The sequence below is a fragment of the Variovorax sp. PBL-H6 genome, from assembly GCF_901827155.1.
GTDB lineage: Bacteria > Pseudomonadota > Gammaproteobacteria > Burkholderiales > Burkholderiaceae_C > Variovorax.
Window position 1 is genome coordinate 5,084,775 of sequence record NZ_LR594659.1, and the last position, 12,563, is coordinate 5,097,337.

A 12,563-nucleotide genomic window follows, 5' to 3' on the forward strand; every position below is an offset into this window, starting at 1 on the left:
ATGACGCCGGGCGCGCAGACTTCCCCCACGCCCCCGCGCTCGCGCGGCCGGCGGGTCGTGCGCGCGCTGGCGCTGAGCCTGCTCGGGCTGGTTCTGCTGGTGGGCGTGCTCACGGCTGGCGCATGGTGGTGGCTGGGCTCCAGTCAATCGCTGGCATTCGCGCTCGCGCGGGCCGCGCGCTATCTGCCGAATGGCCAGACGTTGGAGAGCCGCGATGTCAGCGGCTCGCTGCGGGCCGGTGGCCGGATCGGCTGGCTGCGCTGGCAGAGCGAAAGCCTGTCGGTGGAGGTGCACGAGGCCACCATCGGCTGGCAGCTGGCGCCGCTGCTGAAGCGCAAGGTTCAGCTCGGCGAGCTGCATGCGGCACAGTTGCTGATCGAGCGCCGAGCGCCAGCGGAAGACAAGCCGCCTCAGCCCTTGGCGCCGATCGTGCTGCCGGTGGAAGTCGAGCTTCCGTTTCGCATCGACACGCTGCGCTGGGCCGGCCCGCCCGCGCTCCAGGCGGACAACCTGGCAGGCAGCTACCGCTATGCCGGCGACGAACATCAGCTGGTGGTCGAAGGCGTGGACATTGCCCAAGGCCACTACGGCGCACGGGTCACGCTTCAAGGCCCGGCGCCGATGGCCCTCGACGCTGCGCTCGAGGGCCGCGTGCGCGCGCCGCTCGCTGAAGGCCGAGACATCGAGGTGCTGGCCGAGGCCCGCGCCAAGGGCACGCTCGCGACAGCCGATGCCCGGCTCGGCGTGGCAGCCCAGCTCAAGCCCGCTGATTCCGGCGCCACAGCACCGATGGCGGCGCAGTTAAAGGCCAACATTGCGCCCTGGCAGCCGCAACCGGTGATCGACGCCCGGGCCCAACTGCAAAACCTGGACGTGGCTCTCCTGTTGCCCAAAGCGCCCAGCACGCTGTTGAGTGGCGAGGTGGAAGCCGGCCCCGACAGCAGCGCGCCCCCCAGCAGCACGGTGTGGCAGGCCCGCGCCGAGATCCGCAACGCGAAGCCCGGCCCATGGGACAGCGGCCAGTTGCCCATAGAGCAGATTCGGGTTCGCGCCAGCTTCGACGGCAGCACCTGGACCTTGCCCGAAGCCACGGTGCTCGCCGGTGGCGGCCGCATCGAGGCCGAAGGCCGCTGGAGCCCCGCGCCCGCGCCATGGCAGGCGCGCGCCCGGGTGCGTGGCGTGCGCCCTGCAGCGCTGCACAGTGAGCTCGCCGGCGCGCCGGTAAGCGGCAGCGTCACCGCCGAGCAACGCGGCGAAGCGCTGCTTTTCGATCTCGCGCTGCGGGCCGAGGGCGGTGCCGGCAGCAAAGCGCTGCAAGGCCTGCGACTCGACCGCGCGCTGGCACACGGCCAGTGGCAGTCCGAGGTGCTGGACCTGCGCACGCTGCGCATCGACGCAGCCAACGCGAGCCTCGAAGGCAAACTGCAGGTACGTGTCGCCGAGCAGGCCGGCAACGGCGACCTGAAACTCGTGGTGCCGGGCGGCAGCGCACAACTGCAGGGCCGCATCGCTCCGGCCAGCGGCGGCGGCGAGCTCCGGGCCCGCATCGACGAGGCCGCCACCCTGCAACGCTGGGTGGAAAGCTTGCCCGAACTCTCGGCCGTGTTTGCGGACAGCAGCGCACAAGGCAGTGCCCAGCTCGACGCCTCTTGGAAAGGCGGTTGGCAGGCGGTGCAGCGCCGGCTCAAGAATGCGAGTACGCCGGCCCCTCGCGGCAGCACCGAGCCGACCCTCGAGGCCACGCTCTCCGCCCCTCGCCTGGCGCTCCGGCTGGCACCGCCTGCCAACGGCCCGCCGACCGAGATCCAGCTGCACGACCTGCACGCCGAGCTGGCCGGCAGCCTCGCTCAGGCCACGCTGGCACTCAAGGGCGAAGCCAGCAGCGGCACACAGAAGCTCAGCCTCGACGTACGCGCCAGCGGCGGCCTGGAACGTGCGAAGCAATGGCGTGCCTCCATCGCCAGCCTGCGGCTGCAGGCGCAGGACAGCCAGCGCCCCGGACCGTGGACGCTGGAACTGGAACGCGCCGTCGGCACCACGCTGAAAAGTGGCGATGCGGGCCACCTCGAAGTGGAGGCCTCGGCCGCCAGCGCTACGCTGCGCGGCCCGGTGCCGGGCACAGTGCGCATCGACTGGGAGCCGCTGCGCTACAGCCAGAGCGGCGCGGCGCCGAACCGTGTCTTCCGCCTGCGTTCGGAAGGCCGCCTCCGGGGCCTGCCGATGGCCTGGGCAGAGGCGATGGGCGGCAGCGCGACGTTGGCCGAGATGGGCATCAGTGGCGATCTGCTGTTCGACGGCGACTGGGACATCGACGCTGGCGACACGCTGCGCGCGCGCGCCAAGCTCGCGCGCGCCAGCGGCGACCTTCGCGTGCAGGCGGGCGAGGCAGCGCTGGTCACGCGCATCGAGAGCCACGGCACCGGCACCGCCAGCGAGCGCAAGATGAATGCGGCGGCAGAAGGCCGCAGCACGCCGGCCGGCCTGCGCCAGGCCGAACTGGGCCTCGACGCCGAGGGCAACACCGTGCGCGCCAGCCTGACCTGGGACAGCCTGCGCGCCGGCCAGATCCGCGCCGAGGCCAGCACGAGGGTGGTGCAGCGCGCCGACGGCTGGCAGTGGGCACCGGATGCTCCGCTCGCTGGACGAGTAACCGCGCGGCTGCCCAACCTCGGCGTCTGGTCGATGCTGGCGCCTCCTGGCTGGCGCGTGGCCGGCACGCTGGAGGCCGACGCGGCACTCTCGGGCAACCGCGCGCTGCCGCGCTGGAACGGCACGCTGTCGGCCGACCAGCTCGCGCTGCGCGCGCTGGTCGAGGGACTGGACCTGCGCGACGGGCGCCTGCGTGCATCGCTGACCGGGCAGCGCATCGAGATCACGGAATTCGCGCTCAAAGGGGGCGCCGGCAGCAGCACCCGCATCCCGGGGCAGAGCGGCAACCTCAGCACCGCGGCCAGCGAGGCAACCAGCGGCGGCGGCACCCTGTCGGCGCGCGGCGAGCTGAGCTGGGGCGCGGTACCGGCCAGCGGCACCGGCATCCGCATGGCCATGCAGGCCCAGCTGCGCTCGCTGCGGGTGCTGGTGCGCACCGATCGCCAGGTCACGCTCTCGGGCGATCTGCAGGCGCGGCTCGACAACGGCCAGATCAGTGTGCGCGGCAATCTCAAGACCGACAGGGCGGTGATCATCCTGCCGGACGAGAGCGCGCCCGGCCTCGGCAGCGACGTGGTGGTGCGCTCGGCCGCCAAGGACCGGGAGGCGGCCGAGGCCGCGCAGCGCCAGAGGGCCAGTGAGGACGCGCAGGCCGCCAAGGCGCAGACCGCAAAGCCGCCGGATATCGTCGTAGGCTTCGACCTCGGCGAGGATTTCGCGGTGCAGGGGCGCGGCCTGACGACGCGGCTCGAAGGCAAGCTCGAGATCCGCAGCACCGCCCTGAACGCGCCGCCGCGCATCACCGGCGAGGTGCACACCGTCAAGGGTCAGTACCGCGCCTATGGCCAGCGGCTCGACGTCGAGACCGGCATCGCTCGCTTCAACGGCCCCTACGACAACCCGGCGCTCGACATCCTCGCCATCCGGCCCAACATCTCGCAACGTGCAGGCGTACAGATCACCGGCAGCGCGCAATCCCCGCGCGTGCGCTTGTATTCCGAGCCAGCGTTGTCCGACGCGGAGACGCTGTCATGGGTGGTGCTGGGCCGCGCTTCGGCCACCAGCGGCGGCGAATCGCTGCTGCTGCAGCAGGCCGCGCTGGCGCTGCTGGGTCGGCTCGGCTCGGGCAGCTCCGGCGGTGGGCTCGCGAGCCGCTTCGGGCTCGACGAGATCGGCTTCAAGGGCCCGGGCAGCGGGGGCGACGTGCGCGATTCGGCCGTCACGGTGGGCAAGCGCTTGTCGAAGGATTTCTATCTGACCTACGAGCGCAGCCTGTCGGGCACCTTGGGCAGCCTGTTCATCTTCTACGACCTTACGCGCCGGTTGACGCTGCGCGGCCAGGCCGGGCAGCAAAGCGGCATCGACTTGATCTACACCCTGAAATACGATTGAGGCCGCCGAGCTGTTAAAGTCGCCGCCGCCTCCGTCCTCGTAGTTCAATGGATAGAACGGGGTCCTCCTAAGACTCAGATACAGGTTCGATTCCTGTCGAGGGCACCATGAGACCGAATCACTGCCTCTCATCAAACAACAGAAACCCGCACGCTCCCTAGCGTAGCGGGTTTTTCTTTGCCTCAAGGCGACTCACGGCGTAGCATCCAATGTCGGTACTTTTCCGGTACTTGTGCAGGTATCTGCCAAAGGTCAGCAACTGAAGTACCGACAACAAAGGGGCAGCGATGGCACTCACCGACACGTTTGTTAGGCAGGTAAAGCACAAGGGCGCCGAAATCGGAGAACGCTACGCCGATGGCGGCGGCATGTACCTGCGCGTAAAGGCGGCAGGCAGGTACTGGCGCATGGACTACCGCATGAACGGCAAGGCCAAGACCCTGGCTCTGGGCGTCTACCCGGACGTTTCGCTTGCTGAAGCACGCCAACGGCGCGAGAAGGCCCGGAAGGAGCTGGCGCACGGGATCGATCCCAGCACCGCCAAGAGGGAGCAAAAGCAAGCCCGCGCGGTCGCCTCGGCCAACACCTTTGAGGCGGTCGCGAGCGAATGGCTTACCAAAACGGCGGCGAAGCGCCAGCCCATCACGCAACTCAAAGTTAAGACGTGGCTGGAGAAGGACGTTTTCCCCTTCATCGGTAAGCTACCTATTTCCACCATCGGGCCGCGCGATGTGCTGGAGCGGGTTGTTCGCAAGTTGGAGGCGCGAGGGGCTATCGACACCGCGCACCGCGTGAAGCAGCTTTGCGGACAGGTGTTCCGGTTCGCCGTGGTATCCGGACTTTCAGAGCGCGACGTAACCGCCGATCTTAGGGAAGCCCTCGCGGTGAAGGCCGGCAAGCACTTTGCAGCTATCACCGAACCTAAGCAGCTTGGCGCCCTGATGCGCTCGATCTACGCCTACAGCGGCCATCCAACGACGGTAGCCGCGCTGAAGCTCTCCCCGCTGGTGTTCGTCCGTCCGGGAGAACTGCGCACGGCGGAATGGAACGAGATCAACCTTGATGCGGCAGAGTGGCGCATCCCCGGCACGAAGATGAAGATGGGTGTTGACCACATCGTGCCGCTGTCCACTCAGGCGGTGGAGATCCTGCGTGGCATCCACCCGATCACCGGGCACGGCCGCTACGTCTTCCCCAGCATCAGGACGGGCGAACGGCCAATGAGCGAGAACACCATCAACGCGGCCTTGCGCGGCATGGGCTACAGCGCTGAGGTTCATACAGCCCACGGGTTCCGGGCAACGGCGCGGACGATCTTGGACGAAGTGCTTGGAGAGCGCGTGGACTTCATAGAGCACCAACTTTCACACATGGTCAAAGATGCAAACGGCCGGGCTTACAACCGCACTGCGCACCTGCCATCGCGGCGCGAAATGATGCAGCGGTGGGCCGATTACCTGGACAAACTTCGCCTCGGTGCTTATGTGATCCCGATCAACAGGGCCGCGTGATGGCAGGCACTTTCGACCAAATCTGCTCGCGCTTCCTGACCCGCTGAGATGCTAATCTGGACGGCGAAATCACCATAAGGCTCCGCGCCTTGGACCGTGTTTCGCCAGCCTCCTAGCGCGACGGCGCGAAAACCCGTTTCCCCTGACGGGCGGGGGTTGGTATCTTTATTGGGGGCGCTGGGGGCGCGATGAGCATATTGTTTGGTCTGAAGGAATGGCTTACCTTGGAAGAGGCGGCTGCGCATCTAACCGGGTGCTTAGAGGAGGCCGTGACCGAAGCAGATATTCTTCGTTTGGCGCTGGCCAAGAAGTTGACTGTTTCCGTTGACTTTATAAACACCGCGTATGCGAGACCGGGTGAAGCTGTACCCGCCAGTGACGAGGTTCAAGGCATCCCGTTTAACGGCACAGATCTTTTGGTTTTTGAAGACAGGGTCGTGAACATCAACGGGATCTTTGACCTGCCAATGATCGCTGGCGAGATATACGACTGCCATCACAAGCTCCAAAAGTTGACGGGCGGGCCGCTCGTGTTGAAAGAGGATGTCCGGGGCGCATTCGTCCGATCGCCGAGCACAGGCAGGTACTACCAACTCCTCCGGTACATGCATGGTGCAGGTGAAGAGATTTCTATGCATGACGCGCAACGTCAATTCGACAAGTGGGATTGGAAGGGAAGGCTTTTCGATGACGTGATCATGGAGGCCTATGTCGAGCGAGGCGGCACACTTCAATCGAAGCCATCGAGGAACGACGTGTTTGTTGTTCGCAGGACCGCCTTGCAAGCCTTCGTCGGAAGCCTGTTGCCTCCGACAGAGAAGCCAATCGGGACCAAAGAGCGCGACACGCTGCTGACCATCATTGCCGCTCTGGCGAAAGAGGCAAAGATCGACATTGCCAAACCGAGCAAGGCCGCTTCGTTAATCCAAGGGATGGCCGACCAACTCGGCGCGCCGGTCTCAAAGCGGGCAATCGAAGAACATCTAAAGAGCGTTCCTGCAGCCATCGCCGGTCGATCGAGGTAGACAATGAGCAAGCTGTTCAAACTCAAGCGTTGGCTCACGATCACAGAGAGCGCAACCTGATGAAGATCTCGATCGGCGAAACCACTATCGAAGGCCATTTGAAGAAGGCCCGCGATGCGGCTGCAACCCGCATGAAACAAGGCTTTTTTAGGCAATTGCCTATTTGGTTTGGCACTTGCCCCCGCTGCCTGGCCTGAGATTTCACAGTTCACCCATCGCGCTACGGCGCATTCACAAGGGGTGTGCAGTGTCACAGAGGGTTATCCGGGTTGCAGAGCTGGCAACCACCAAAAGCAAGGCCGGGCTGCTGCCCGTCAGTCCCGCCACCGTCTGGCGCTGGGTGCGCGAGGGCAAGTTCCCGAAACCATTCAAGCTTGGCGAATCGGTCACGGTGTGGGACGCCGAAGCCGTCGAGAGTTTCATTGCGCGCCGCGCCAACGGCGATGCGCTTGCAGGGGAGCGGCAATCATGAAGCCCATCAAAACGAAAGCCCCGGCCGGTGGTGCGGCGGGGGCTCTCAGGAAACATCAAACGCAACTGAAGTTTAGCGACAAGTCCCCTGCGACGGAAGCGCAGCGCGAGCGCATCGTGCAGGCACTGCGCAGTCGCCCCCAGACGAGTTATGACCTTCGCCGCATGGGCTGCTATCAGGCGCCAGCGAGGGTGAAGGAACTGCGCGACCGCTTCGGTTTTGTGATCGAAACCACGCGCATTACTCTGGTGGACCGTGACGGGTTCAGTCATCCGCGCGCAGCCCTCTACACGCTGGTTTCAGAGCCCGATGGCCAACGGTCGCAACAGAGGCAGTAAGGGCGACTCAGGGCGCGATTCAGGCGGGTTTGTAGCCCTACCCTGGTCCGTGCTCGATAGCGCCGCCTACGCCGATCTAAGCCATCCTGCGCGGTCGCTGCTTTGGGAAATCGCTCGGCAGTTCGTTCGTGACAACAACGGGCGACTGTTGGCGAGCCGCGAGCATTTGGCCGCCCGCGGATGGAGATCAGCCGATGTGATCCAGCGCGCCAAGGAGGCGCTGCTCGCAGCCGGCTTTATCTACGAGACGGTTAAGGGCCATCGTCCCAACAAGGCAAGTTGGTACGCAGTGACTTGGCGCGCTCTCGACAAACTGCCCGGGTATGACGAAGGAGCAGCAGCCGGGTTCGTTCGAGGCGCCTATCAACGGCCAGCGAAAAACGCAGTGCTTAGTCCGTCTCGCGGAACAGGGAGGCGTCCCATAGCTCCGCCTCACGGAACAGGGAGACCGTCCACTGTTCCGTCTCACGGACCTATCAAGGCCACTTTTGACCATTCCCCTGTTCCGTCTCACGGACACCATCTAGATATGCCATCTGCTGCAGTCCAAAGCACCCATTGAAAGAACATCATGAGCATCACGAAAGCAACAAAGAGGCCTTCCGCCAAGCAGCATGACCCAAAGATTCTGCAGCTTGTCCAAAAGCCTGAGGAGACGATGGCGCAGACGGTGGGCCGCATCGCTTCTGATCCCGCCGTCAATGCCGGCAGCGTCATGCAGTCGTTCGGAAATCATCTCGGCGAAGACGTGAGCCTCATGAGCATGATCGAGGCGATTCAAGGCGCCACAAAGCGCGTAAAGGACGGCGACTTGTCAGACCTCGAAGGTATGCTGGTTTCTCAGGCAACAGCATTGCAAACCATCTTCACCAACCTTGCCAGACGCGCGCAGGCGCAGCAGTACCAACGAAATCTCGAAGCCTTTCTTGGCTTGGCCTTGAAGGCACAGGCGCAAAGCCGCGCAACTATCACGGCGCTTGTGGACTTGAAGTACCCGCGACAGGTAGCCTTTGTGAAACAGGCCAACATCAGCAACGGACCGCAGCAGGTGAACAACCGGGGTTTTGAGACCAATACGCGCGCAGGCGCGCACGCGGCAGAAAGTCAGATTCCGCAAATCAAAGAATTGGAGGCAGGCGATGACCAATGGCTGGACACCCGAGCGACGGGCTCGGCAGTCGGCGCTAGTCCGCACTTGGAGGCCATGGGAAAGAGCCACCGGCCCAAAAACGCTAGAAGGTAAGGCAAAGGTTGCTCGCAATGCCTACACCGGTGGGCACCGGCTCGAATTACGCGCGATAGCCAAAGCGATGAAGGAATTGCAGAGAAATCAAGGAAGGTTCATCTAGCCGCCCTGCACTGGATCGAGGAGTAGGACGCTGGAGCCGCCATCGGTTCGCAGACAACCAAAGATTAACGGAAGCACTATTGTCTGATCGCGGTCGAAGCCCTTACTACTCTGCTCACTCCTTGCCAGATGGCACTATCTGGCGCGCACATTGTGCCAAGGGGTGAGTGCATCGCCCGAGACCCGCAAGGGAAGTCCGAGCCTTCGGGTGCGAGAACCCATAGCCCTTCTAGTGGCGTTCGCCGTGGAGCCTGCCCATGCTGGCATGGTAGACCACGTCCAGACTACCAATCAACGCTTCCTACTAGGCCTCGGCGTTTGTTGTGCCGCTCCGCTTTCGTCGGCCGCCGTTCCCGGGCCAGCATTTAACTGAAAGTCGCGAAGCATCTTAAAAGTGTGGTCAATCTGTTTGCGACTGACACCTTCCAACTGGTCCATGTTGGTCCGCATACCACTAAGGATGTTGACACACAGTTCCACCAAAGCATGAGTTGGAATCGCCAAGGTCAGGACGACGTTTCGTAGCTCTTCCTCGCCTCCGGAATTGCCTTGGTCAAGTTGAAAGAAACTCACTCGACTGATATTCGGAGAATAGTTAAGTTTTGCAACGCCTTCTGCAAACACCACAGGCGCGTTAGAGATGGTCTCGGGATTAACGGTGATCTTCCGATGCGTGCTCATACTAGAGACTCCATCATCTCGGCGTCGATACTAAACGAACAAATTTCAAACGGCTGATTGACCTGCGATTCATCAAACGCAATCTTGGATGTCTCAAAGAGATTACTTGGCTGAAAGCTCTGGATCGCCAGATAAGCATCAGCGTAGTTCCCGGTAATGAGATCATTTGCTATCTCACTTGGCATACGAATCTGAACTTGGAACATGGGGTTTACCTCATTCGGATTGAACACTGGAGTAAAGTTGGCATCAGCACCGACAGCTTGCCACGGCTGCAAGGGGCCAGCAGTCCCCGCGTCATGAATTGCAAGGTCCACGTCATAGCCCAGTGCGCCAACGAACTCATGAATCGTTCGCAGCGTGAGGTTAGCCTTTCCAGATAGAAAGCGAGTCATGTAACTCTTTGACCACCCCAGCTGTTCAGCAAGCATCGAACGAGTCCTCGTCTTGCTAACCATTGCAGCATTTAAGCAAGAGGCTATCGCCATTTTCTTGTACTCAAACTCATCCAACGGCTGCAGCTTTTCAAACATTTTAAATACCTCAAACTGAAATTGGGACAGGGTGAAATTCGAGCTCAGTAGATTCAAAACTGGAATGTGCAAGTTGCTCTAAAACCTCAACTGCGGAATCGCACAAATTCTTTTTTTCACCTTCAGAAAGTTCCCCTCTTCGTTTCGCAAGAATTTTCAAAATTACGATTCGCCTGCCGTTCAAGTAGATGAAGCAAGTTCTTATCGTGCCTTGACGTATGCGCCAGATCTTGTACTCGTGATGGCGCCATGTGAACGTGGCCGTGGCGTGCAAAGCCGTTCCGTCGTACATATTCGGCAGTGGTAGCCCATGGGCTACGTTTAGTTGGAACTGCACTAGGCAACCTCTCGCTCTGTTCTGATCCTCTGCGCTGGACAGTGCGGCTACATCCGCTCTTGCTTTGCATGACCATTGATGATGGTTTTCGAGGATGGTGTAGATCTTGAAGGAGCCCGGCCCGTCCCGCGGTGGAGCGAGGCGTTCCGGATGGCCCGTCTTCAGGCGAGCAAAATACAGGGGCATGTTAACTTAAAAGTGAACCGAGAGCGCAAGTACGGCGTCCCCGTTGTCACCTAGTTCACGGATCACGGTGGCCCCCTTCTCACAGGCAAATGTAAATGAGCGGCAGGTCCGAGGCGCGTCGGCGCGAGCGTGAACGGCAGGCCCGTGAGGTCGGCACGTCCCACCTTCGACGGCCAACGACACGCGACAAGTAGAACCCAGACGCCATCCCCACGAGGAGTAGCATGCTTCATGGAAGACGAAAACTCCGACACGGCGGGCAGGCATCCCGAGGAGGTCTTCGCGGGCTTGGCCACTGAGTACGGGTTGATCTCCAAGGGCGAGACGATCAGCCTTTCCTTATGGCAGTACACCATGGCAATCGTCGAGCTATGCGCCACCATAGGTGACCAATACGATCACACTGGTTTGAACGCCGGTGAAGAGATTAGGGCCGTCTACGGAGAGCCGTAGGCCCATGGCATACCGAGCCGCAGACTCCCCCGGCGAGGGCGCCTAGCCATGGACGCCCGTGTCAAAACCACCACAAGGCTTGTCACTTCAACTTTTGTCGGTACTTTCGTCGGTATCTTTTCTGAGAGGCCCGGCAAAAGATAGCGTTCATGCGGGTTGCAGCCTGCTTTTCGATTCCTGTCGAGGCACCAGTAAGATATTGATTCAGTTGGGTTTCTGCGCGACCCTGCTACAATCCGCCTGCCCCGACATGCTTCAGCCTCTGTCGGGCTAGCCTGCGCAGGCAATGCCGAATCTCACGACGGCACGTCGAATTAGAGCCACCACGACGAGAAAAACAAACGGTGACTCCTGCATGTGAATGTGCCGTAACGTGGGCCGCGTAAGAGCCCACGACCAATTTTTCGAAGCCCGCCCAGCGCGGGCTTTTTCATGTTCTGTTCGAGCATTCCGCTGAATCGACTGCCTCGCTAACTGCGAGGCGCTGTAGATTCTTTAGCTCGACATGTCCTCGGCTGAATTGAAGCCACTCCCATGACTGCACGACCTTCCGCCACGCACCAGCACGCCGTCCTCATCGGCCGCTTCCAGCCCTTTCACATCGCGCACTACACCCTGCTGCGCAAAGCACTGGACGCGGCGCGGTGCGTGGTGGTGGTGATCGGCTCAGCGTTCCAGGCTCGATCGCCAAAGAACCCGTTCACCTGGCAGGAACGCGCGGAAATGATCCGCCTGGCGCTCGCCGAGGCCGAGCGTGCGCGTGTAATCTTCGTGCCGATGCGCGACCACGTCGACGAGGAGCGCTGGTTCGCCGAGGCGCGCCTGGCGATCGATGCGGCGCTCGCCGAGCAGGGGGAGGCGGCGACAGCGGCCGGCTCGACGGTGCTGATCGGCCATGTGAAAGACGCCACGCGCGACTACCTGCATGGCTTCCAGGGCTGGACGCTGCACGCCGCGGACCGCAGCCACAGCGCAAGTGCGGCCACCGTGAGGGATGCGATTTTCAGCGGTTCGAAGGAGGCGCCCGAAGTGCTGGCACGCGCAGTGCCCGCCGCCACGCTCGCCTTCCTGCGCCGCTGGATGACGACACCGCTGCATGCTGCGTTGGCGCAGGAATGGGAGCTTTTGCGCCAGCACGACGCAGCCTGGTCGGTGGCCCCGTACCCGGTGGTGCTGGTCACGGTGGATTGCGTCGTCAAGTGCGGCGGGCACGTGCTGCTGATTCGTCGCGGCCACTCACCCGGCAAGGGGCTCCATGCCCTGCCGGGCGGCTTCCTGGAGTTGCGCGAGACGACCTTGCAATCCGCACTGCGCGAGCTCGAGGAGGAGACACACCTGGCGCTGCCGCCCGCCGAATTGCTGGCCTGTCTCGTCCGCACTGAAGTGTTCGATCGTCCCGATCGCAGCCAGCGAGGCCGCACGATCACTCACGGCCACTTCTTCGACCTGGGCGACCGGCAGCCGCTGCCCGATGTACGCGCGGACGACGACGCCGCCGCCGCGGAGTGGACACCGGTTGCGGCACTGGTGGGCCTGGAGGATCGGCTGCTGGACGATCACTTCCAGATGCTCGACCATTTCCTGGGCCTGCTGCCGCGCCCCCTCATTGGCGACTGAGTCGCTCGGGTAGACGAAAAG

At 62.8% G+C, this 12,563-nt stretch carries 11 protein-coding genes and 1 tRNA gene; 10 read left to right on the top strand and 2 right to left on the bottom strand.

Annotated features, from left to right (window positions below):
* From G3W89_RS24100 to G3W89_RS24135, 8 genes are all read left to right on the top strand, one after another.
* A complete protein-coding gene (locus G3W89_RS24100; RefSeq protein ID WP_162576528.1) occupies positions 1-4,041 on the top strand; it encodes a translocation/assembly module TamB domain-containing protein in 4,041 nt (1,346 codons plus the stop codon).
* Between the two features lie 33 nt (positions 4,042-4,074).
* A tRNA-Arg gene (locus G3W89_RS24105) sits at positions 4,075-4,149 on the top strand.
* Positions 4,150-4,328: 179 nt separating this feature from the next.
* Entirely contained in the window at positions 4,329-5,552 is a 1,224-nt protein-coding gene (locus G3W89_RS24110) for a tyrosine-type recombinase/integrase (RefSeq protein ID WP_162576529.1), read from the top strand.
* A 188-nt stretch (positions 5,553-5,740) separates the two neighbouring features.
* Positions 5,741-6,577: a hypothetical protein gene (locus G3W89_RS24115; protein WP_162576530.1), complete on the top strand. Its 837-nt coding sequence runs from the start codon at positions 5,741-5,743 to the stop codon at positions 6,575-6,577.
* Between the two features lie 59 nt (positions 6,578-6,636).
* The gene (locus tag G3W89_RS24120; protein WP_162576531.1) at positions 6,637-6,774 is read left to right on the top strand and encodes a hypothetical protein; all 138 of its coding nucleotides are present in this window, start codon (positions 6,637-6,639) and stop codon (positions 6,772-6,774) included.
* A 50-nt stretch (positions 6,775-6,824) separates the two neighbouring features.
* Positions 6,825-7,049, top strand: a complete 225-nt coding sequence (locus tag G3W89_RS24125) for a helix-turn-helix transcriptional regulator (protein WP_162576532.1) — start codon at positions 6,825-6,827, stop codon at positions 7,047-7,049.
* Positions 7,046-7,387, top strand: coding sequence for a helix-turn-helix domain-containing protein (locus tag G3W89_RS24130; protein WP_162576533.1), 342 nt, complete (start codon positions 7,046-7,048; stop codon positions 7,385-7,387). The genes G3W89_RS24125 and G3W89_RS24130 overlap by 4 nt, the downstream gene beginning before the upstream one ends.
* A gap of 571 nt (positions 7,388-7,958) precedes the next feature.
* Positions 7,959-8,630, top strand: coding sequence for a hypothetical protein (locus G3W89_RS24135; RefSeq protein WP_162576534.1), 672 nt, complete (start codon positions 7,959-7,961; stop codon positions 8,628-8,630).
* Positions 8,631-9,026: 396 nt separating this feature from the next.
* Here the strand turns inward: G3W89_RS24135 and G3W89_RS24140 are convergent, their stop codons facing one another.
* A complete protein-coding gene (locus G3W89_RS24140) occupies positions 9,027-9,416 on the bottom strand; it encodes a hypothetical protein (RefSeq protein ID WP_162576535.1) in 390 nt (129 codons plus the stop codon).
* Positions 9,413-9,949 (bottom strand): helix-turn-helix domain-containing protein, encoded by a 537-nt coding sequence (locus G3W89_RS24145; protein WP_162576536.1) that lies wholly within the window; start codon positions 9,947-9,949, stop codon positions 9,413-9,415. Before G3W89_RS24145 ends, G3W89_RS24140 begins: the two co-directional genes overlap by 4 nt.
* A 754-nt stretch (positions 9,950-10,703) precedes the next feature.
* Here G3W89_RS24145 and G3W89_RS24150 point away from each other — a divergent pair.
* Positions 10,704-10,925 (top strand): hypothetical protein, encoded by a 222-nt coding sequence (locus G3W89_RS24150; RefSeq protein WP_162576537.1) that lies wholly within the window; start codon positions 10,704-10,706, stop codon positions 10,923-10,925.
* Between the two features lie 534 nt (positions 10,926-11,459).
* Positions 11,460-12,542, top strand: coding sequence for an NUDIX domain-containing protein (locus G3W89_RS24155; RefSeq protein ID WP_162576538.1), 1,083 nt, complete (start codon positions 11,460-11,462; stop codon positions 12,540-12,542).
* The last annotated feature ends 21 nt before the right edge of the window (positions 12,543-12,563 follow it).